29 protein-coding genes and 1 riboswitch are annotated in these 20,656 nt (G+C 48.3%); of the genes, 13 read left to right on the top strand and 16 right to left on the bottom strand.

Annotation, left to right across the window (positions count from 1 at the left end; translation table 11 throughout):
* The first annotated feature begins 5 nt into the window (after positions 1-5).
* The 5 genes from M1D59_RS06550 (at position 6) to M1D59_RS06570 (ending at position 4,136) form a co-directional block, all read left to right on the top strand.
* A complete protein-coding gene (locus M1D59_RS06550) occupies positions 6-773 on the top strand; it encodes a thiazole synthase (protein ID WP_020450957.1) in 768 nt (255 codons plus the stop codon).
* On the top strand, positions 770-1,780 hold the full coding sequence (locus M1D59_RS06555) for a thiazole biosynthesis adenylyltransferase ThiF (protein ID WP_020450958.1): 1,011 nt from the start codon (positions 770-772) through the stop codon (positions 1,778-1,780). Before M1D59_RS06550 ends, M1D59_RS06555 begins: the two co-directional genes overlap by 4 nt.
* A 23-nt stretch (positions 1,781-1,803) precedes the next feature.
* Positions 1,804-2,622, top strand: coding sequence for a bifunctional hydroxymethylpyrimidine kinase/phosphomethylpyrimidine kinase (gene thiD, locus M1D59_RS06560; RefSeq protein ID WP_105979038.1), 819 nt, complete (start codon positions 1,804-1,806; stop codon positions 2,620-2,622).
* A gap of 155 nt (positions 2,623-2,777) precedes the next feature.
* Entirely contained in the window at positions 2,778-3,554 is a 777-nt protein-coding gene (gene fabI / locus M1D59_RS06565) for an enoyl-ACP reductase FabI (RefSeq protein ID WP_003180687.1), read from the top strand.
* A gap of 102 nt (positions 3,555-3,656) precedes the next feature.
* The gene (locus M1D59_RS06570) at positions 3,657-4,136 is read left to right on the top strand and encodes a CotO family spore coat protein (RefSeq protein WP_080131326.1); all 480 of its coding nucleotides are present in this window, start codon (positions 3,657-3,659) and stop codon (positions 4,134-4,136) included.
* A 36-nt stretch (positions 4,137-4,172) separates the two neighbouring features.
* Here the strand turns inward: M1D59_RS06570 and M1D59_RS06575 are convergent, their stop codons facing one another.
* From M1D59_RS06575 to M1D59_RS06595, 5 genes are all read right to left on the bottom strand, one after another.
* Positions 4,173-4,622, bottom strand: a complete 450-nt coding sequence (locus M1D59_RS06575) for a CotY/CotZ family spore coat protein (RefSeq protein ID WP_023856676.1) — start codon at positions 4,620-4,622, stop codon at positions 4,173-4,175.
* Between the two features lie 150 nt (positions 4,623-4,772).
* Positions 4,773-5,255, bottom strand: coding sequence for a CotY/CotZ family spore coat protein (locus tag M1D59_RS06580; RefSeq protein WP_003180694.1), 483 nt, complete (start codon positions 5,253-5,255; stop codon positions 4,773-4,775).
* A 132-nt stretch (positions 5,256-5,387) separates the two neighbouring features.
* Positions 5,388-5,894, bottom strand: coding sequence for a spore coat protein (locus M1D59_RS06585; RefSeq protein ID WP_003180696.1), 507 nt, complete (start codon positions 5,892-5,894; stop codon positions 5,388-5,390).
* A 67-nt stretch (positions 5,895-5,961) separates the two neighbouring features.
* Positions 5,962-6,315 carry a hypothetical protein gene (locus M1D59_RS06590; RefSeq protein ID WP_003180698.1) on the bottom strand — a complete coding sequence of 118 codons (354 nt, stop codon included), beginning with the start codon at positions 6,313-6,315 and terminating at the stop codon, positions 5,962-5,964.
* 48 nt (positions 6,316-6,363) lie between these two features.
* The gene (locus M1D59_RS06595) at positions 6,364-6,750 is read right to left on the bottom strand and encodes a spore coat protein (RefSeq protein ID WP_020450962.1); all 387 of its coding nucleotides are present in this window, start codon (positions 6,748-6,750) and stop codon (positions 6,364-6,366) included.
* A gap of 147 nt (positions 6,751-6,897) precedes the next feature.
* Between M1D59_RS06595 and M1D59_RS06600 the strand changes: the two genes are divergently transcribed.
* From M1D59_RS06600 to M1D59_RS06620, 5 genes are all read left to right on the top strand, one after another.
* Positions 6,898-7,254 (top strand): DUF1360 domain-containing protein, encoded by a 357-nt coding sequence (locus M1D59_RS06600; protein WP_003180704.1) that lies wholly within the window; start codon positions 6,898-6,900, stop codon positions 7,252-7,254.
* A gap of 77 nt (positions 7,255-7,331) precedes the next feature.
* The gene (locus M1D59_RS06605; RefSeq protein ID WP_254926386.1) at positions 7,332-7,457 is read left to right on the top strand and encodes a hypothetical protein; all 126 of its coding nucleotides are present in this window, start codon (positions 7,332-7,334) and stop codon (positions 7,455-7,457) included.
* 83 nt (positions 7,458-7,540) lie between these two features.
* Positions 7,541-7,750, top strand: coding sequence for a hypothetical protein (locus tag M1D59_RS06610; protein WP_020450964.1), 210 nt, complete (start codon positions 7,541-7,543; stop codon positions 7,748-7,750).
* A 79-nt stretch (positions 7,751-7,829) separates the two neighbouring features.
* Entirely contained in the window at positions 7,830-7,961 is a 132-nt protein-coding gene (locus M1D59_RS06615; RefSeq protein WP_020450965.1) for a YjcZ family sporulation protein, read from the top strand.
* A gap of 126 nt (positions 7,962-8,087) precedes the next feature.
* On the top strand, positions 8,088-8,345 hold the full coding sequence (locus M1D59_RS06620) for a stage VI sporulation protein F (protein ID WP_458117893.1): 258 nt from the start codon (positions 8,088-8,090) through the stop codon (positions 8,343-8,345).
* A gap of 38 nt (positions 8,346-8,383) precedes the next feature.
* On the opposite strand, the gene M1D59_RS06625 is transcribed toward M1D59_RS06620, so the two are convergent.
* A complete protein-coding gene (locus tag M1D59_RS06625; protein ID WP_458117894.1) occupies positions 8,384-10,663 on the bottom strand; it encodes an ATP-dependent helicase in 2,280 nt (759 codons plus the stop codon).
* 121 nt (positions 10,664-10,784) lie between these two features.
* Here M1D59_RS06625 and M1D59_RS06630 point away from each other — a divergent pair, with 121 nt between their 5' ends.
* Positions 10,785-11,042 (top strand): hypothetical protein, encoded by a 258-nt coding sequence (locus tag M1D59_RS06630; protein WP_095290059.1) that lies wholly within the window; start codon positions 10,785-10,787, stop codon positions 11,040-11,042.
* Positions 11,043-11,081: 39 nt separating this feature from the next.
* Here M1D59_RS06630 and M1D59_RS06635 read toward each other — a convergent pair whose 3' ends face one another.
* From M1D59_RS06635 to M1D59_RS06680, 10 genes are all read right to left on the bottom strand, one after another.
* Positions 11,082-11,669, bottom strand: a complete 588-nt coding sequence (locus tag M1D59_RS06635; protein WP_020450968.1) for a DedA family protein — start codon at positions 11,667-11,669, stop codon at positions 11,082-11,084.
* A 95-nt stretch (positions 11,670-11,764) separates the two neighbouring features.
* Positions 11,765-12,751 (bottom strand): UDP-glucose 4-epimerase GalE, encoded by a 987-nt coding sequence (galE, locus tag M1D59_RS06640; protein ID WP_458117895.1) that lies wholly within the window; start codon positions 12,749-12,751, stop codon positions 11,765-11,767.
* Positions 12,748-13,644: a UTP--glucose-1-phosphate uridylyltransferase GalU gene (gene galU, locus M1D59_RS06645; protein WP_458118042.1), complete on the bottom strand. Its 897-nt coding sequence runs from the start codon at positions 13,642-13,644 to the stop codon at positions 12,748-12,750. The genes galE and galU overlap by 4 nt, the downstream gene beginning before the upstream one ends.
* Before the next feature lie 16 nt (positions 13,645-13,660).
* Positions 13,661-14,056: a GtrA family protein gene (locus M1D59_RS06650; protein ID WP_020450971.1), complete on the bottom strand. Its 396-nt coding sequence runs from the start codon at positions 14,054-14,056 to the stop codon at positions 13,661-13,663.
* Between the two features lie 165 nt (positions 14,057-14,221).
* A complete protein-coding gene (locus M1D59_RS06655; RefSeq protein WP_003180726.1) occupies positions 14,222-14,641 on the bottom strand; it encodes a GNAT family N-acetyltransferase in 420 nt (139 codons plus the stop codon).
* Positions 14,642-14,650: 9 nt separating this feature from the next.
* Entirely contained in the window at positions 14,651-15,160 is a 510-nt protein-coding gene (locus tag M1D59_RS06660) for a YjcG family protein (RefSeq protein WP_003180728.1), read from the bottom strand.
* A gap of 64 nt (positions 15,161-15,224) precedes the next feature.
* Positions 15,225-15,947 carry an esterase family protein gene (locus M1D59_RS06665; RefSeq protein WP_003180731.1) on the bottom strand — a complete coding sequence of 241 codons (723 nt, stop codon included), beginning with the start codon at positions 15,945-15,947 and terminating at the stop codon, positions 15,225-15,227.
* Positions 15,948-16,058: 111 nt separating this feature from the next.
* Positions 16,059-16,514 carry a helix-hairpin-helix domain-containing protein gene (locus tag M1D59_RS06670; RefSeq protein ID WP_003180732.1) on the bottom strand — a complete coding sequence of 152 codons (456 nt, stop codon included), beginning with the start codon at positions 16,512-16,514 and terminating at the stop codon, positions 16,059-16,061.
* Positions 16,515-16,525: 11 nt separating this feature from the next.
* Entirely contained in the window at positions 16,526-17,014 is a 489-nt protein-coding gene (locus tag M1D59_RS06675; RefSeq protein WP_003180734.1) for a DinB family protein, read from the bottom strand.
* Between the two features lie 79 nt (positions 17,015-17,093).
* Positions 17,094-18,041, bottom strand: coding sequence for a helix-turn-helix transcriptional regulator (locus M1D59_RS06680; protein WP_003180735.1), 948 nt, complete (start codon positions 18,039-18,041; stop codon positions 17,094-17,096).
* Between the two features lie 127 nt (positions 18,042-18,168).
* Positions 18,169-18,285: riboswitch (SAM riboswitch) on the top strand.
* A gap of 65 nt (positions 18,286-18,350) precedes the next feature.
* Here M1D59_RS06680 and M1D59_RS06685 point away from each other — a divergent pair.
* Together M1D59_RS06685 and metC are read left to right on the top strand one after the other, a co-directional pair.
* Positions 18,351-19,475 (top strand): methionine biosynthesis PLP-dependent protein, encoded by a 1,125-nt coding sequence (locus tag M1D59_RS06685; RefSeq protein ID WP_458117896.1) that lies wholly within the window; start codon positions 18,351-18,353, stop codon positions 19,473-19,475.
* Positions 19,465-20,640 (top strand): cystathionine beta-lyase, encoded by a 1,176-nt coding sequence (metC, locus tag M1D59_RS06690; protein WP_101560724.1) that lies wholly within the window; start codon positions 19,465-19,467, stop codon positions 20,638-20,640. Before M1D59_RS06685 ends, metC begins: the two co-directional genes overlap by 11 nt.
* Positions 20,641-20,656 lie beyond the last annotated feature (16 nt).

Below are 20,656 nucleotides of genomic sequence, written 5' to 3' on the forward strand. Positions count from 1 at the left end.
CCGTTATGTTAAAAATCGCAGATCGTCAATTCTCATCAAGATTATTGCTCGGCACAGGGAAGTATCCGTCATTTGAAATTCAAAAAGAGGCTGTCAGTGCATCTGAATCGGAGATCCTGACCTTTGCCGTCAGACGGATGAATATTTTTGAAGAGTCTCAGCCTAATTTTTTGGAGCAGCTTGATTTAAGCCGTTATACGCTTTTGCCGAATACGGCCGGAGCAAAAACGGCTGAGGAAGCCGTCCGGATCGCCAAGCTTGCTAAAGCGAGCGGTCTTTGCGACATGATCAAAGTCGAAGTGATCGGCTGTGACCGTTCGCTTCTGCCTGACCCGGTAGAAACGCTGAAGGCGTCAGAAGCCTTGCTTGAAGAAGGCTTCATTGTGCTGCCGTATACATCGGACGATGTCGTCCTTGCGAGAAAGCTTGAAGAGCTCGGCGTACACGCCATTATGCCCGGGGCCTCTCCAATCGGTTCGGGACAGGGAATCGTCAACCCGCTTAACCTGTCGTTCATCATTGAACAGGCTAAGGTTCCCGTAATCGTGGATGCCGGAATCGGTTCTCCGAAAGATGCGGCATACGCAATGGAACTCGGCGCTGACGGAGTGCTTTTGAACACGGCAGTGAGCGGGGCGAAAGATCCGGTCCAAATGGCGAAGGCTATGAAGCTCGCCGTTGAAGCGGGCAGACTCGGATACCTTGCCGGACGAATTCCGGAAAAGAACTACGGCATCGCCAGCAGTCCTGAAGAAGGGAAGTTGACGATTTGACCGGCAGGTATTCAAGACAGGAGCTTTTTCACCCGATCGGACCGGACGGCCAGGAAAAATTAAGTCGCGCCCGCGTCCTGGTGATCGGTGCGGGGGCATTGGGCGCGGCCAGCGCAGAAATGCTGGTGAGGGCCGGAGTCGGTTCGCTGACGATTGCCGACAGGGATTATGTGGAATGGAGCAATCTCCAGCGCCAGCAGCTCTATACGGAACAGGATGTGGTTGATCATATGCCAAAGGCAGCCGCTGCCGAAAAAAGGCTGCGCCTGATCAACAGCTCTGTTCAAGTGACCGGCATTGTAGCAGATGTTACCGCGGAAAAAGCGCTCGAGCTTGCGGAGAAAGCGTCCCTGATCGTCGATGCGACCGATAATTTTGAAACGCGGCTGATCATGAACGATGCGGCGGTCAAGTTAGGCATCCCTTTTCTGTACGGCGCGTGTGTCGCAAGCTATGGCATCACATATACCGTCATTCCGGGGAAAACGCCGTGCCTTCACTGTCTTTTGGGGCATTTGCCCGCGAATACCATGACGTGCGACACAGCAGGGGTGATCGGTCCGGTTGTTCAGCAGGTTGCCGCATACCAGGTAACAGATGCCCTGAAGCTGCTGACAGGGCATGAACCGTCAGGAATGCTTCGCTCATTTGATATTTGGACAAATGAGCGCTCTGAAGTCCGGGCTGACGCGCTTAAACATGGCTCGTGTCCGACGTGCGGAAAAGGCGAGTTTCCGTTTCTTTCAGCTGAAAACGAAACAAAAGCAGCCGTTCTTTGCGGCAGACAAACGGTTCAGATCAGGCCGGCCGCGGAACAGCCGCCGGAGCTGGAGCCGCTTGCCGCCAGATTAAAAAAAGCCGGTTTGGATGTGACGGGAAATCCTTATTTATTATCTTGCCGTACGGAGGATTTTAAGTTCGTGATTTTTCGGGACGGACGCGCTTTGATTCACGGAACGAACGATATCAATCGCGCGAAAACGATATATCACAGGTGGATTGGCTAAAGGCCGAAGGGAGTGCAAACATCATGAGCATATACAAAGCATTAACAATCGCCGGGTCGGATTCAGGAGGCGGCGCCGGCATTCAAGCCGACATTAAAACATTTCAGGAGCTTGGCGTCTTCGGCATGACGGCTTTGACAGCGGTCACTGCGCAAAATACAACAGGGGTTCACGGCGTCTACCCGCTATCTCCGGAAGCACTCGGCACGCAGATTGATGCAGTGGCGGAAGATTTAAAACCTGACGCCGTGAAAACAGGGATGCTGTGGAGCGCGGAGATGATTGAGGTCATTGCTGAAAAAATTGCAACATACGAGCTTAAACGTGTGATTGTCGATCCTGTCATGATCGCCAAAGGCGGCGCTTCACTATTGAATGAGGAAGCAGTTGAAACATTGAAACGGCACTTGCTTCCGCTTGCTTATGCGGTAACGCCGAACATACCCGAAGCCGAAGTGCTGACAGGGAGAAGCATTCAAACAATGGAAGACCGCAAAAAAGCGGCTCGTGAATTGCATGAAATGGGCGTCCGCAACATTATCATCAAGGGAGGGCATCAGCCCGAAGATGGCAAAGTAACCGATCTCCTCTTCGATGGAGAGGTGTTCACGGAAAAAACGAACACCTATATTAAGACGAAAAATACCCATGGAACAGGCTGCACATTTGCCGCCGCTCTTACCGCGGAAACAGCGAAAGGAAACGGCATTCAAGGAGCTTTCCGCATCGCTGAGGCTTTCGTCCACGAAGCGGTTGCACACAGCCTTGATTTCGGAGCCGGCCACGGACCGACCAACCATTTTGCATATCAAAAGATATCCAATGCAGGGTTGGAACTGTAGTCCCGCAATAAAAATGAATTAATATCGCGGCAGACATCAAAAACGGTCTCTGCCGCTTTTTATATTCTGAAATTGTCAGCCTGCTATTAATTGTGATACTATATATTATGATCAGGTACTAATAAAATGTTAATCATTAGGAGGATTTCATACATATGAATTTATCACTGGAAGGCCGGAATATCGTCGTCATGGGTGTAGCAAATAAACGAAGCATCGCTTGGGGAATCGCCCGCTCGCTTCACAATGCAGGCGCAAGACTGATTTTTACGTATGCGGGTGAGCGGCTTGAAAAATCGGTCAAGGAGCTGGCCGATTCTTTGGAGCGGAACGATTCAATCGTACTTCCTTGTGATGTCACAAATGACCAGGAAATTGAAGCGTGCTTCGCCGACATCAAAAAAGAAGTCGGAGTCATCCACGGCATTGCACACTGCATCGCTTTCGCAAACAAAGAAGACTTGGCTGGAGAATACTTAAATACCACCCGCGACGGTTTTCTGCTCGCACACAATATCAGCTCTTACTCACTGACAGCGGTCGCTAAAGCGGCGCGCGGCATTATGACTGAAGGCGGAAGCATCGTCACGCTGACATACCTTGGCGGCGAGCGCGTTGTATCCAACTACAATGTCATGGGTGTTGCGAAAGCATCGCTTGATGCCAGCGTCAAATACTTGGCGAGCGATCTCGGAAAAGACGGAATCCGCGTCAACAGCATTTCCGCAGGGCCGATCCGGACATTGTCCGCAAAAGGAATCAGCGACTTCAACTCGATTTTAAAAGAAATCGAAGAACGCGCACCGCTTCGCCGCACGACGACTCCGGAAGAAGTCGGCGACACGGCTGCTTTCCTGTTCAGCGACCTTTCCCGCGGCATGACCGGCGAAAATCTGCATGTTGATTCAGGCTATCATATCATCGCGCGATAACATAACGCTAAAAAGCAATCCGTTAAAGGATTGCTTTTTCTTTTCTTCTGATTTCTCCTTTTTTGCATATAGATATACCATGAACAGATCGGAGGGATCAAGATGTCTAGCAGAAAAAACGATGCGGAGCAAAAGCCGCTCATGTATATTGTGCAGCCGGACTATGATAAGGCAGAAGCGAACATGCAGGATATTCTGATTAAAAGAAAGAAGAAAGCAAAGCCCGACGCTTCCGAACAAAAAGCCCGGCGAAAGGAACAGCAGGATGAAGCCGTCCGGCCAGACGAAAAGGACGGCGCCGAAGCGGTGCTTAGCGATGAGACGAATCGGTCCGAAAAAGGAGTCAAACCGATTAAAAAGCCGCTCAGCAAGATGACCATCGCCGAGAAAATCGACTTTTTGGCAAGCCTTCCCGGCAATATGCCGAAAACTCTTTGCCTCATTGAAGCAGACGGGAAGACATACAGAGGAACGATCGCCGGAAAGAAAGGCGGTTCCGTATTTGTCAAAACGTCGAGCAAAGGGGCTCCGGCGGAACTGCCGATCGAGAGTATTACTTCCCTGCACCCGCTCGGCTTTTAAATTACACGATAAAAAAAGTCCCGATTCAGGGACTTTTTAATTTGAACGATTGATCAGTTGCGGATTTAAGCATTCGATCGCACAGAAGCATTCCAGATCCACTTCAATGCAGAAATTTGTTTTTTCCAAGCGGAACACATCGCAAATTTTGTCTTTATCTTCTGTGAAATCGAGAACGCGGCGATTTTCATCAAAGGCAATCAACAGTCTCAATGTAGCGCAGCAGTCGTCAATTTTTTCAACTCTGAAAAACACGGTGCTGAAGCAAGGGCCTGCCTGAAGCTCTCCGACATTTCCAAAGGCTACGAACGGCTTAGACTTTGAAGTGTATAAAATAAACGGAATGGTGTCGCCTAAGTGTCTCGAAGGGGAAAGCAGGTTGCTGAAACAGCTTGTCGGGCAGCCTTCTTCCTCAATGGCGTTTTGCAGATCGTGAATGTTTTCAACGGCTTCGCACACGCAGTTTTCGGCTGAACATTTCGTCATGTTATGATCCCTCCTAGTTCAGGATTTAAAAATTCATTTTTCGGCCTGGCTTTTCTATTGGTAAAAGGAGCTGCCGAAAGCCGGCAGCTTTCGTGAAAAGACTGGCATCAAGCCGATTATAACGGCCGGCTTGATGCAGTCCGACACCTTTTAACCGTGGTGCTGATTGTGTTTTTTGTCTGCTGCGCGATCAACTAGTTCAGGTGACAGACATTGAATCGCGCAGAAACAAGTCAAGTCAACCTCGATGCAAAAGTCCGTTTTCTCAAGCCCGAAAAAGTCAGGGTCACAAGGATGGCAGACGCTTAATGTGTCGCCGTTTATGTCCACAGGCCTCAGGATTGAAAGCGTTGCACAGCAATCTTTTAGACTTTCTGCCCGGAAGAAAATCGATTCGAAGCACTGCATATCATCTGAAAATCCGCCGACATTTCCAAATGTTGAAAATAAACCGCCTTTTTTGTCGTACAAAAGGAACGGAATGGTGTCTTTACCGGAAACCGTCGGACTCAGCAGATTGCCGAAGCAGCTCGTCGGACATGTTTCTTCAACTGCATCCTGTTCTTTTATAATTTGTTCTACTGCATCGCATACACAATTTTCATGCCGGCCATGATGTTTTCCGCAGCTCATGGATTTCAGCTCCTTTTTATAGGGATATTTGACTTTAGTCTTTAACAACATATGTACCCGTGCCCTTGTTGGTGTGGGTAATCGTCTATAAAAATGAAGAAAAGCAGAGCTTGATGGCTCTGCTTTTTTGTATTAAAGGAGTCCGACGATAAGTGTTGCGATAACAACGGTAAGCGTTTGGACAGCTGTAGAGACCAAGACGGCGACATCGGTATCTTCTGTTGTAACTGTGACATCGCGTGAATTGTCGATAATTAATTTTTGACGGTTTGTTTGCTTGTTTGCTGTTACCTGCAGCAAGTCTTGTGATACAAGCTCGGCAAGATCAGCATCGTCAATGATTGCCAGAACGATTGTAACAATTGCCGTCTGCACCGCAGTCATAACAGATGCGACAACTTGAGTATCCTCTGTAGAGACTCGGATATCGCAAGAATCCTTGATGATGATTGTCTCATCTGACAGCTGTTTGTTCAGGTTGAGCTGGTCGAGCTCCTGATTGATAAATGCATCGTGTTTACCGCACTTGCAGTTGTAATCGTCACAAACGTGTTTCTTAGGGTGTCTCGGATAATACTCAGTTCCCGGATGCTCGCATTCTGGATCTAGCGCAACCCAAGAATATGGTCTAGTTTCCATTTGTTTTCCTCCTTCCATTTACTATTATTAAATGTTTGAAGGCTCGAACTTGTATATGGCAGATACCCTACTCCAAATCCCCATTTTTTTCTTCGGTTTGGGCGGTGTTCTCCTGCTGCCTTCTTTGTCTCAGCTTTTCTCTTAATTTATTTTTACCTGAACGTTCTCTTCTTCGTCTCGGGCGTTCTTCGGATTGTGATGATGATTCATTGTTCGCTTCTTTCTTCTTTTCCTGCTGCCGCTGGATGAGAGCCTCGGACTGCGCCTTTAAATCTTCGAGTATTTTTAAGATGTTTTCTTTTTCTTCCTCAGACAGCGTTCGCACATTGTCTTTTGAAACGCCGTGTTTTCTAAGGATATTTTGCACAAGCGTATTTGTCAGCGGATTTACTTCCGCTTTAAGCTTTTCGCGATCTGCCAATTGTTTTTCACCTCAATTTCTCAAAAAATATTAGAAAGAAAGGAAGGCTTAAAGTATGTCAAGCTCTGTGATAAGCGCGATCAGCACTTCGGTTAAAACTTGGACGGAAAGCAGGATCTCCAGCGAGGAAAGCGTAATGGTGACATTGCGGCTGCCGATGACTTTGATGATGACTCTTCTCCTGCTTTGCAGCCTGTGTACGGCTAAAACATGTTCTGTTACGATGTCTGCTGTATCCTCGTCTTCGATCGCAAGCTGAGCCGATAAAATCGTCAAAGAGATCACAGTGGCTTGTAAAGAGAGAGCTGCTGTTATGTTTGCCGTGTTTACAGTGACATGTTCGGAATCAATCACTTCAATGAGCTGGTCATATTCCCGGTATAATTCGTCAAATGTTTTTGCGTACAGCGCTTCGGCTTTTTCATGAAACGACATAACTTTCACTCCTTTCTTATCCACACTTTATTAAATGCAGACCGGTAACTTAGCGGAATGAGGAAAACATACATTTCAGCACCCAAATTTGCTGTTTTAGGGAAGGCGGTTCCGGCATATATTTGGAAGCAGGAAAGGGGGAGCCCTGTGATACAAAGCTGGCTTTTATATATTCTATTTTCTATCGCGGTATTTCGGCTGACACGGCTGGTCGTGTTTGATACGATCATGGCGCCGTTTAGAAGCCTGTTTCACGAAGAGGTTGAAGAAAAAAACGAAAAAACGGGAGAGACCGAGACGTATCTTGTCATGAAAGGAAAAGGCGTGAGAGCGTGGATCGGCGAGCTGTTGAGCTGTTATTGGTGCACGGGTGTGTGGTGTACCGCGTTTTTGCTTGTTCTTTACGCCTTTGTTCCGACCATTGCCGAATGGCTGATTCTTCTGCTTGCCATAGCAGGCCTTGCTGGGGTACTGGAAACGATCGTGTCCAAATGGCTCGATTGAATGGGGATTTATCATTGGCAACTTATGAAAAGAAGACTCATATAATGGCGTATAAGCATGAGAAAGGAAGGAATGCAATGAGACAAGTGAAAAGAAGGCAGCAAGGCCGATTAACGAACGCTTCCAGCAATCATCAGTCCACTTTCTCAAAAAAAGTGAAGAAAAAAGGCTGCGGATGCGGCAAAAAGAAGAGAACCTATTAATATCAAAAAAAGCCGGATACAGTCCGGTTTTTTTGTTGCCAATTTTTCTTCTGATGCATACACCATCATAAGGGGGAAAAGCGATGAATGTATTTGAACAGCTGGTTGAATCAATATGCCGCAAGCACGATCAAACGCAAGCCGGCCATGACCGGGTGATCTTTGAGCAGCAGAAGGAACTGGAGACATTTGACCGTTCTGCCGAACAGTTCGGCAGGCAGGTCGAAGCGTTTGCAGAGAATGCTGAAAAATGGCTGGGAGAGGACGTGAGTCTGCCGGGCATCTATAAATAATCCACGGAAGCCCTATGCATCAATCCAAGCGAATCCTATCAACTGTCATATCGTGTAGGGAGAAAAGGAGGTGCTTTAGATGGGCTTTTGTGGCGGAGGCTACGGCGGCGGCTACAGCGGAGGCTATGGCGGCGGCTATGGTTCAACGTTTGTATTGATCGTTGTCTTGTTTATTCTTCTCATTATTGTCGGCGCTTCTTTTAAATATTAGTTTTTGAGTTGAAGCGAAGAGGGCGGCGGCATGTGTGCCGGGCCCTCTTCTTTTTGAACGGGAAAAGCACAAGGCTTTTCAAAGATGCATAAGATAGCGTATCACTCCCAAAAAGGAGGCATAGGTATGGACAATCAATTTTTCAAAAACATCGAAAAGAAAACGGGCGTCAGCATGAATGAGGTCATGCAGCTTGCGAATTCGCTGCAAAATGCCAACTTCAAGGATGAAAAAACGGTCCGCAGCGTGATTAAGCGCGTCGCTAAATTGGCGAACAAACGGGTTCCGCAGGAAATGGAAGATAAGATTGTTGAATCCATTGTAAGCGGCAAGGAAAAAATGGATTTCAACACGATCGCGAAAATGATGAACAGCAAAAAATAAACACCGCGCCTTCCGATAAAAGGAGGGCACGGTGTCTTTTATTGCAGCTGGACCTGGGGATTCGGGCGTAAAACAGGCTGCAAAAACCTTGAGCGGTATGCCGTTCTGCCCCTTCTGACGGAAGGGACGCTGATATACAGACGATCCTCGGCCCGGGTCATGGCGACATACAGCAGCCTCCGCTCTTCTTCAAGAGCGGTATCGTCGCCTTTTCTCGCTGTCTCAAGGGCAAAGTCATGCGGAATCGAGCCGTCCTGCACCCCCAGGATATAGACCGTTTTGAATTCAAGCCCTTTCGCACGGTGGATTGTTAAAAGCTGAACACCGTATCCGTCAGCTGTTTGCTTTTCCGCTGCTCTCATATGATCGACATGCTCAAGAAATTCGGGGATCGTTTTGAATTTTTTTGCCGCTGTTTTGAGATCCCGCAGATCGTCAGACCCTTTTTCGAGCTTGTTTCCTTCGTTACCGCGCTTTTTTAAGTAATCGGAAAATCCCATTTTTTCCTCTGCGAAAGAGATCGCTTCAACTGGTTTCATCGTTTTTAAGCCTGTGAAAAAAGGAACGATTTTCTTTATTTTATCAAGCTGAAACGGTTTGATGTCGGTTAGTTTTTCAAGCGCGTGAACCATCGTGCAATCTTCGGTAATCGAGAGCGCTTTAAGCGTATTTAATGCGGACTGCTTGAGAAAGAGGGCGGGTAAAATCTGTTTGACGGCTTCCGCGTCATCCTGATTTTGGCTTAAGTAGAGATAAGCCAGGATCTGCCGGACGATTCTCCTGCTGTAAAACGACCGGACGCCTTGTTCAGCCGTGTACGGAATAGCTGACTGGTGCAGACGTTCAAAGATTGCGCGCCCGCTGCTGTTTGTCCGGTATAGGATGGCGAAGTCATCAGGCTTAGCGCCCATTTCAATTTTTTCTTGGATATCAGAGACGATCATAATCGCTTCTTCCTCTTCATCATAAGGATAAAATATAAGCGGTTTTTGGCGGTCATCTCTCGCGGCACTTAATGTTTTCGGAAAACGCTTTTTATTTTTCCTCACGACCATATCAGCGCTTGCCACAATCGGATGGCTCGATCTGTAATTCGTCGTGAGGCGGACCGTTTTCGCCTTCGGATAATCTTTTTCAAAATCGAGTATAAAAGAAGGGCTGCTGCCTCTGAACGCGTAGATTGACTGGTCATCATCCCCGACACAGGTCAGGTTGTTTTCCGGGCTCGCCAACAGCTTGATGATGGCATACTGAACAGGGTTAATGTCCTGAAATTCGTCGATCAAAATCGCGTGAAAGCGCGTCTGATATCGTTTTAAAATGTCTGGCTGTTCTTGAAACAGCTGCCAGCATGCAGATGCCATATCGTCGAAATCGAATTGGCGCCGCGCAGCTTTTTGTTCTTCATATTGACGGTACAGCCGGTGAACCCGCTTTTCCCATTCGTCTTCCAGCGGAATCTGTTCGCCCGGAAGATAAGCGTTCTTCCAGTAGCCGATCTGCTGGATCGCCTGATCAACCGGAAAATCTTTTTCATCAAGCCCTTCTTCGGCAAGGGCCATTTTGATGTATTGTTCTTTTTGCCATTCCCATTTCAGCAGGTGCTCGCCATTCCATCTTGCCGGATCATGGTGATAAAGAATTTTGTAGAAAAAGCTGTGGAAGGTGCCTGTCACGAGGCGGTTCACAGTCTGCATCGGCAATCCGTATTGCGAGGCCATCCGCTCTTTCATTTCTTTCACGGCTTTTGTCGTGAATGTGACGAGCAAAATGGCGGAAGGCGGGATATCGAGCCGGGATATCATATAAGCCGCTCGCGCGGTTAATACCCGTGTTTTTCCGCTTCCCGCGCCGGCCAGAACGAGAAGGGGTTCTTCGGGGGCCGTCACGGCGGCAAGCTGTTTCTCATTCAGCGGCACATTCGGAAAGACCGGTTCCGGGGCCGTTTCTTCCGCTGGGGAGAAAGGAGAATGGATGGAAGCTTCGCGAGGCGGCGTCCAGAAGTCCGCATCCGTCTTCTTTTCCTCTCCGATCGCTTTGCCTTTCGGGAGACGGAACACGCCGCTTTCTGTATAGTCGTTCTGTCTGGTTTGCTCTGTCTTCTCGTTTAAGCAAGCTGCTTCACATTGAGAAAAATCCCCGTTTTCCCGGTGGAAAAAATGTGGTTCTTCATGAATCGACAATTTCAGTCTGAGAGGCAAGCCGCAATGTTTACACGTGATTCTGTCTTTTCTTGCTTCATCAAAGAGGAATTGCAGGTGTTCTCTCGAATATGTATGTATATGAATGTCTCGGTTATTGAATCGGGCGCATTTCAAAAAGAGGTCCTCCAATTAATGGGTAATCGTCTAGTGTTATGAGACAACGTCTATCATATCAAATGAAAACCGTTTAAAACAGTAGATTTTTGGGAATTAAAGCTGATGAGGAGGAGATCGAATGGGATATTTGCCGCCTGTCCATCATGATCAATATACACAGTACGCCAATCGCAGCATCAGCCAAAAATCGAACTATGCGCATATACAAAAAACCGCCAATATCCCAAGCGAGCGCGCCTACCGCGAAGTCGAAAAAAGAGAGGAAAACCAGACTGCGGCTTTTAGGCGGGTCTTGGAAAAGAAGCGAAAAAAAACGCTGAACCGCCGTGTTACGGAAAAGGCGGAAAGCGGACGCTACGTTAACGAGTCCGTTTGAAAGATGAAACAAACCCCGGCTTTTATACCGGGGTTTTCGTTATTTTTTGCGCAGTTTTTTGAGTCCGAAATACAGAATAATCATAGCGGCCGCTCCGATCATAATCGGAGTCGTGTACGTTCTCGCCACATTTTCAACATGGTCCCACCGGCTGCCGAGCTGTATGCCGAGGTAGACGAATAATATCGACCACGGTATGATGGCCAGCACGGTCAGACCTGTGAATTTTAAAATCGGCATTTTCGCAATTCCTGCCGGAATGGAGATGGCGTGCCTGACCACGGGAATGAAGCGGGCGGAAAAGACAACGCCTCCGCCGTATTTCTCAAACCATTTTTCGGCCGTTTGAATGTGATGCTTTTGGATCAATAAGTACTTTCCGTATTTGTATAAAAACGGCCTTCCGCCGTAATAGCCGATCCAGTATAAAAACAATTGAGCAATCGTTCCCCCGATGACGCCGGCGATCACGGCCCCTGTCATCGTAATGGAGCCGCTTGACACCAAGTATCCGCCGTAGGCCAGTACGATTTCACTCGGGATGATTTCGATCATTAAACCGATTGCAATGCCGAAATAGCCAAGATCGGTCAGCCACATTAAAATATCATTCACTATGCTTCCCATTTTCGTTTTTTCTCCCTGCTTTTGATTTCATCAGCCGAACGTTGGAGCAGCCGCCGGGATGATTCCCTGCCGCCCGCGCGGGAAACAAGCGAATCTCAAAAACCGTCCGGATGCGCCCTGTGCCATTGCCACGCGCTTTGAATGATGGTTTGTAAATCGCTGTATTGCGGCTTCCATCCGGTATCTTCCATCAGTGTCCGGCTGTCCGCCACAAGCACTGGCGGATCCCCCGCTCTGCGCTCGTCCGTTTTTGCTGCAATGCTTCGCTCTGTCATGTTTTCCGCGGTTTCAATGATTTCTTTTACGGAATGTCCGGCTCCTGTCCCTACATTATAAACATTTTGCTTCAGTCTGTCTTCATATAACCTGTCAAGAGCCGCCAGGTGGGCGGAAGCCAGATCGAGGACGTGAATATAATCCCTGATGCATGTTCCGTCCGGCGTCGGGTAATCATCTCCGAAAATGGATAGCTGCTTTCGCTGTCCCAAAGCCGTCTGCAGGACGAGGGGAATGAGATGGCTTTCAGGATCGTGATCCTCGCCGATCGCTCCGTTTAAAGCGGCGCCGGCCGCGTTGAAGTAGCGGAGGGCTGCCCAATTGACACCGTGCGTTTTCCCGACCCAGTGCAAGTATTTTTCGATCATCAGCTTCGATTCCCCGTAAGGATTGACAGGGGAGAGGGGGGCTGTCTCTTTGATCGGGACGTTCTCCGGGATGCCATATACGGCGGCGGTCGACGAAAAGACGATGTTTTTGACGCCTTCCTTGATGACCGTTTCGAAGAATGCACAAGACTTGAGCGTGTTTTCCCTAAAGTAGAGCTCAGGCTTTTCGATCGATTCGGACACAAGGTTTTTGGCGGCGAAATGGATGACAGCATCGACATCATGATGTTTGATGATGGCTTTGACAAGTGCCGCATCACCGATGTCGCCTTCGTAAAAGCTGATCCCGCTGACGGCTTCCCTGTGTCCGGTAGATAAATTGTCAAGCACGACGACGGAGCGGTTTTGCTTTGTTAATTCGAGTACGGTGTGGCTGCCGATGTATCCGGCTCCTCCTGTAACGAGTACGGATGTCATTGCCATGCTCCTTTCTGCGCTTCTTTTTTTAGGACGCTTTCCAGGTAGGCGAGCAGTTTTGGCCGCATCTCGTCCCGCATAAGAGCGATTTCCGTACTCGCTTTAAAACTGCCCAGCTTGTCGCCGATATCAAAGCGGCTTCCTTCCAATTTGCGCGCATACATGCTTTGTTCCCGGCAGATTTCCCTTAGTGCGTCAGTCAGCTGAATTTCATTTCCCGTACCGCGCTTCGTTTGTTCGAGCACAGGGAAAATCGAAGGCCTCAGCACATAGCGGCCCATAACCGCGATATTTGAAGGGGCTTCTTTGACAGACGGCTTTTCCACAAGATCGTCAATTTGATATATTTTGTTCTTTTGCGCGGACGTCTGAATAATGCCGTATTTGCTCACGTCCGCCGGATCGACTGGCTGAACGCCGATTACTTCTGTCTGATATTCTTCAAATACTTCGAGCAGCTGCCGAAGCGCCGGCGTTTCTGACACCATGATGTCGTCGCCGAGAAGGACGGCAAACGGCTCATCACCGATGAAATGCTTGGCCGATAACACCGCATGTCCGAGACCGAGGGGCTCCTTTTGCCGGATATAATGAATATTCGCCATATCGGCGATGTCGCGTATCTCTTTTAACACATCATTTTTTCCTTTGGCGAACAGGTTTTGCTCCAGTTCAACAGAGCGGTCAAAATGGTCTTCAATCGAACGCTTATTTCTTCCTGTAATGATAAGGATGTCTTCTATTCCTGATTGAACAGCTTCTTCCACGATATATTGTATAGCCGGTTTATCGACAATCGGCAGCATTTCTTTCGGCTGCGCTTTTGTTGCCGGCAAAAACCTTGTACCCAAACCGGCTGCTGGGATGACTGCTTTTTTTACTTTCATGGTTATTCACTCCTGGTCTTTTTTATGAATCTGTTCCGGGTTTTTGAAACACCCAAAGCCTGTTTCCGATAAAGTTGATCGCCATTCCTGCGACTGTTGCGGACATTTTGCTGACAAAAAGGGAAAGGCCGGCTTTTTGAAAAATATACAGAAGGACAAATGTAGCGCCCGCTGCTGCAAGATTGATTATGATAAACCGGACGATTTCCGCGCCATGTGCTTTTTCCTTTACTTGAAACGTCCATGTCCGATTCCAGATATAGCTGTTTGCTACGCCTGCCGAATAGGAAAACAGCTGTGCGGCCAGATAGGGTACGCGGAGGGACGTAAGGATGAAAAACACGGCGAAATCAACGAGTGTGTTTCCGGCTCCGACTATCCCGAAACGGGCGAGTGTGGTGATGTTTTTTTTGTTCATAACGGCATTCGGCTGTTTACCTCCCGTCTATTTTGTGTAGGGCTTCGTAAAAGCTTAGAAACAACTTTAATAGACAATGTTGAATAAACGATAAACAAAAGATGAACAAACTATGAAATGTTTTCTGAGGAAAAGAAAAACCGTTCCGCTTAAAAAGCGGAACGGTTACTTTTTGACCATTTTGACATGGGGGATATTCGCATCTAAAAATTCTTCAGACACGACTTTATAGCCGTGTTTTTCGTAAAAGGGAACAGCCTGTGTCTGCGCGTTCAGCATGAATTGAACCGCGCCTTGCTTGGCGGCTTCCTCTTCAAGCGCCTGAATGATCAGGTTGCCGATGCCGAGGGAGCGGTGGCTTTTCAGTACACAGATTCGTTCAAGTTTGCCATAGCCGTCGACAAGCCGTAGCCGGCCAGCGCCGATCGGCTCTTTTCCGTCATAGATGACGAGATGTGAAGATTCCTGATCGAGATGATCCATTTCTTCTTCCGGTGATACGTGCTGCTCCTTGATAAAGACTTCCTTTCTAACAAAGAAGGCGTCTTCAAGCTGTTGTTGATTCTTCACAATGACGGCTTCCACTGGCTTTCTTCACGCTCCTAAAATAAAAGTTTCATAGACGGTCCAAGATCCGTTGTCCAATTGGTAAAGCAGGTGAAAGCGGTCGATGACTTCTTCGTGCGACGCGTCTCTCATTTTCAGCGTGCCGAGGACGTCGGAATGCTCATCATCTGACAGCTTTTGTGCGACTGTGACATGGGGAACAAACGCATATTCGGGTTTGTCTTCCAAAACGCCGCTGTACATTTTTTCATGAAGCTGCGTCAATTCTTCTGTCGGTTCGGCTTTCATATAGATGACATTATTGACAGGGGCAAAGGAACTGAATTTTGTAATCTTCAGCGTGACCGGTTTCAGCTCTTTTGAAAGTTCCCTCAGGTGTCCTACGACGCTCGCGATCTCGTCTTCGGACACTTCAAAAGGTGTTCTTAATGTAAGGTGGGGCGGAATTAAAGCGTAATTCGGGTCATAGCGTTTTCGGTAGGAATTTGCAATGTCCTGAAGTTTTTTTGATGGAAATAGCACAATACCGTATTTCATTTTGTTCCCTCCTTAAACAATTGATATGGTTTAGTATATCAAAGATGGGCCGATATACAGAGAGCTACAGCATTTTTTTTAAAGCGGGGGTGATGAGCGGCTGCCAGTATGTCCACTTGTGATCCCCGTCGAAAGCTTTGAAATCGTAGTTTGTCTGCTTTTCTTCAAGCAATTCTTTTAATTGCTCATTTGGACCGGTGAAATCCAAAATTTGATCATCAGTCGTTTTGACGGCGGTTTCTTTCTCTCCGATTTGGTGGCAAATTGAAATAAGCTGCAGGGAATCGGACTGTTTCACTTTATCGAGAACATGGCGGTCGACATAAGGTGACTGCATAATGACGTTTCCGAACATATTCGGATAGTCAAGCGCCGTCATGAGGGAAACCGTTCCTCCGAGCGAGTCTCCGATCAGCGTCCTGCCTGATCCGACTTGGTATGTCGGGTACTCACTGTCGGCGAAAGGGACGAGTTCATTTGCCAAAAAACGTTTATACGCTTCGAATTTTGACCCTTCCGGATGGTATGTAAGCCTTCTTTCCTGTACGTTTTTGTACGGAATGCCGATGATGATGCTTCTTTCGATTTCGCCGTTCGCCAGCAGTTCTTCCACCTGTCTGCTGATGCGCCCGAGGCGGAAATAGTCATGTCCATCCTGTGCGATGATCACATGATATTTGTAAAGCGGCGAGAAGGATGACGGCAAATAGACGAGAAGCTCCATTTCCTCGCCGAGCTCTTCCGAAAAAAGCTTCTTCTCCTGAATGACTCCTGTTTTCATAGCCAAGATGAATTCCTCCAGAAATAATGTTTGTGAACGTTTCCATTCATTTTAACACGAAATTCTCTTGTGAAAGAAGCGAAAAGGGCTGCCGAACTGTTCGGCAGCCGTGATTTTTTATGTCCGTTTTTTTTCGTACCAGGGCGTTGACGGTCTATCCGGAGGGTATCCGCAGCGTTCGCGGTACATTTTTCTTTCCTCTGTGAAATCCCACCAGCTTTTAGCGCTTTCGGGATCGTTGGCGTAATGGACGATGCATCGCAGCGCATCTTCTGCACAAGGATCTTCCCAGTAGCCTTTCAGTTTTTCGAGGCGGATGATCAAATCCGCACCTGATTCATGCTTGATGTCGCCAAGGGAATAGTAGCCCAGGTCAACGGCGCACTGCGCCATTTTCGGCCCGATGGAAGGAGCGGTTTGAAACTGGGCGAGCGCCTTGATGTATGCGGCGCGCTCCAAAGACGAACCGAGCGTATGTGCAAGGACGGACAGATCCATATATGCCGTGTTTTTTATTTTTACCTTGGCTGTCCTTAAGTTTGACCGTTCTTTTTTTGTCAGAGGCAGCTTCATATGAACACCTTTTAAAGATACAGATCGAACATGTTGACGTCATAGCCGAGCTGTTTTAAATAATTAAACAGCTGGGCCCTGTGATGGAAGACGTGGGTGAGCGTTTCCGTCAGCCAGCGGCTTTGGGTCATCCCTTCATCAAGGTAAAACGGCTTTGTTTTTTTCGTCAAAAATTCCTCGTCGGAGAGGGAAGTCATATACGTTTGAAAAGCAGCGAATCCTTTCTGCATAGCTTCAGCCATTTGGTCAGCCGACTGCAATGCACTATACTTCTTTTCAATTCGGGAGATGGCGGCCTCTTCCTTTTCCTGCATGATAGCCATGTCGGCTTCTGGGATGGCCGTCAGATGGCTTGCCAGTTCTTTCAGGCTTCGCATGCGGTCGGCGGGCCGGTAAGACCAGTCAGATTCCTTCACTTTTTTCAGAAGATGACACGTGGAGCGGATGCCCGTCTCCATCTCGTGGAACAAATCGCTCCGCAGGGCTTGAACTTGCTTCATTTGCTTCATCCTTTCCATTTTGCTTTATTCTAAAAGTATCACCTAATCCTGACAGGCTTTGTCACGATTCTAAAAAAAGTCAGTCGTACCTTGCTAAAATGTCAGCAGCCTTCCGTTTCAGCTGAAGCTTGATTTCTGCGGGTTCTTTGACAGTTGCCTCAGTGCCGAGGTTCCACAAAAGTTCCCCGAAATACTCAAGTTCTGGTCTGGGGAGGTTTGCATCGATCGCCCCCGTCCCGTCATCCCGCATGGTGAGGATCTTGAATAAGTCCACATCAGCCGCAGCCCGCCTGGCTCCTCTGCGTGTCAGTTCCGCTTGCAGCCGCACCGGTTCAGGGCACTCGCTCTCCGAATGTTTGATCCAGCTGAGAACCGATGGATAGGGAAGCTGGCGGGCCAGCGGGCTGGCCGCTTTTTCCGCCCGAAGGATGCGGTCGGCGCGGAACAGTCTGAACGCCTGCCTTTTAAAGCAATAGGCCGGACAGTACCAGAAGCCGTTCCAGCTGAACAAACCGATGGGCTGGATGGATCTCTCCGCGCAATCGTCTGTTCCGTCATAAACGACCGTCAAAACGGATTGATTGATGGCTGCATCAAGAAGCGTTTCTAAATGTTCGGCGGCTTTTGGACGATGCGGATTCCAGAACACGATTCTGTCTTTCATCGCATCAATCCGCTCCTGTGTTTCCACGGGAAGGTGGCGGTAGAACTTTTTTAAAACCATCCGCGTTTCCGCATCAAAGGGAAGCGATCCGAAAAACTGCAGAGATTGATACGCGAAAAACATAGCCGCCGCCTCTGATTGTGTAAAAAAGAGCGGCGGAAGCACAGGTTCATTCAGCAAATAATAGCCTCCGTTCGCGCCTGTTTCAGAATAGATCGGGACGCCGAGCGCGCTCAGCTCGTCCAGATCGCGGAGAATCGTGCGGTAGGAAACCCCGAATTCTGCTGCGAGCTCCCCGGCCGTAAATTTTCGTTTTGTATGAACGGTCATCATCAATTCGATTAATCGCTCTGTTTTTGGCATCTGATTCCTCCGGTTCCGTCGTTTGGTTTCATCATACCATGTTCAATATGAGGAAAGATTTAAAAATGACCCTTGAAAAATGTCTTGACTTAGGTTAAAGTAAAGAACAATCAGAAAATTGAAGAGATTCTTATCACGAGAGGTGGAGGGACTGGCCCTTTGAAACCTCAGCAACCGGTCTGCACTGACGATGTCAGTGTACCAAGGTGCTAAATCCAGCAAGCAGATGCTTGGAAGATAAGAAGAAGCGCATAATCCCCCTTCTTCTTATGAAGAAGGGGTTTTTTATTTTTAAAAGGATGGTGTCATATGACTGAACATGTACAAACAACGCTGGCGCAAATCGGCAACCGCAGTGATGAAATAACGGGAACTGTCAATCCTCCCGTTTATTTCTCTTCTGCGTACAGGCACAAAGGGATCGGGGAATCCACAGGGTTTGATTACATTCGCACAAAAAATCCGACAAGACAGCTTGTTGAAGATGCAATCGCGAAACTCGAAGGGGGAACGCGCGGCTTTGCGTTCAGTTCCGGTATGGCTGCCATTCAGACGATCATGGCTCTGTTTCAAAGCGGGGATGAGCTCATCGTTTCGTCCGATTTATATGGGGGAACGTACCGCCTTTTTGAAAACGAATGGAAGAAATACGGACTTCGCTTTTTCTACGACGATTTTTCAGACGAAGACTGTATCAAGTCGAAAATCACGAACAATACAAAGGCACTGTTTGTAGAAACGCCGACAAATCCGCTCATGCAGGAAGCTGATATTCAAAAAATCACGCAAATCGCTAAAGAGCACGACTTGCTGCTCATTGTTGACAATACGTTCTATACACCGGTTCTGCAAAAGCCGATTGAGCTCGGCGCTGATCTTGTCATTCACAGCGCGACGAAGTATTTGGGCGGTCATAACGATCTTTTGGCGGGGCTTGTCGTTGCAAAAGGCGAAGAGCTGTCTGAGGAAATGTTCCAGCACCAAAACGCCATCGGAGCGGTTTTATCGCCGTTCGATTCATGGCTCTTAATGAGAGGGATGAAGACGCTCGCTCTCAGGATGAGACAGCATCAGGAAAACGCGCGGGAACTTGCGGCCTTTTTGGAAGAGCAGGAGGAAATTGCAGATGTTCTTTATCCGGGAAAAGGCGGCATGCTGTCATTCCGCGTTCAAAAAGAAGAATGGGTTAATCCGTTGCTGAAAAATCTCAAGACGATCTGTTTCGCCGAAAGCCTCGGCGGAGTCGAAAGCTTCATCACCTATCCGGCGACACAGACCCATATGGATATCCCGGAAGACATCCGAATTGCAAACGGCGTCTGCAACAGACTTCTGCGCTTTTCAGTCGGAATCGAACACGTCTCCGATTTAAAGCAGGATCTAAAAGCTGCGCTGGAAAAAGTAAAAGGGGAGGCGGTTCCGCATGAGTCATGAAAACTGGACGCTTGAAACAAGGCTTGTTCATAACCAAAATAAAACGGACGGAGCAACCGGAGCCGTCAGCGTGCCGATCCAGCACGCCTCAACCTTTCATCAAGGTTCTTTTGACAAATTCGGCGAATATGACTACAGCCGGTCAGGAACACCGACAAGAACGGCGCTTGAAGACACGATAGCCGAGCTTGAGGGAGGGACGAGGGGATTTGCTTTTTCATCCGGAATGGCCGCGATTTCCACCTCCTTTCTGCTTTTGTCAAAGGGCGATCACGTGCTTGTCACAAAAGATGTGTACGGCGGCACTTACCGGATGATTACGGAAGTGCTGAGCCGCTTCGGGATTGAACATACTTTCGTCGATATGACGGATTTAAATGAAATTGCTTTAAACATAAAGGAAAATACAAAAGTCATCTACCTTGAAACACCGTCAAATCCGACGCTCGGCATTACGGATATCAGAGGCGTCGTCAAGCTTGCCAAGGCGCACGGCTGTCTGACGTTTCTTGACAACACGTTTATGACTCCGGCGCTGCAGCGGCCGCTCGAGCTCGGCGTCGATGTTGTGCTACACAGCGCGACGAAGTTTTTAAGCGGACACAGCGACGTATTATCAGGACTTGCCGTTGTGAAAGACAAAAAGCTCGGGGAAGAACTTTATAAGCTGCAAAATTCGTTCGGCGCTGTTCTCGGCGTCCAAGACTGCTGGCTTGTGCTGAGAGGGCTGAAAACACTGCAGGTCCGGCTTGAAAAAGCATCTCGAACAGCTCAGCAGCTCGCTGAATTTTTTGAAAAGCATCCGGCCGTCAAACAAGTGTATTATCCGGGGCTGTCTTCGCATCCGGGTGCGTCAGTTCACAGGCACCAGTCATATGGCGCCGGCGCCGTCCTTTCGTTCGAGCTGGAGAATGCAGAAGCCGTGAAAAAGATTGTGGAACGCGTTTCTCTTCCGGTCTTTGCCGTCAGTCTCGGCGCTGTGGAGTCGATCCTTTCCTATCCGGCAAAAATGTCACACGCCGCTATGCCGAAAGAAGAGCGGGAAAAACGGGGGATTACCGACGGCCTTCTGCGGCTGAGCGTCGGTGTGGAACATGCCGATGATTTGCAGGCCGATTTTGCCCGTGCATTGGAAGCCGTATCCGGAGCGTTCGCCCGATCATAAAAGAAACCGCAGACTC

The organism is Bacillus sp. PK6-026 (genome assembly GCF_054161455.1).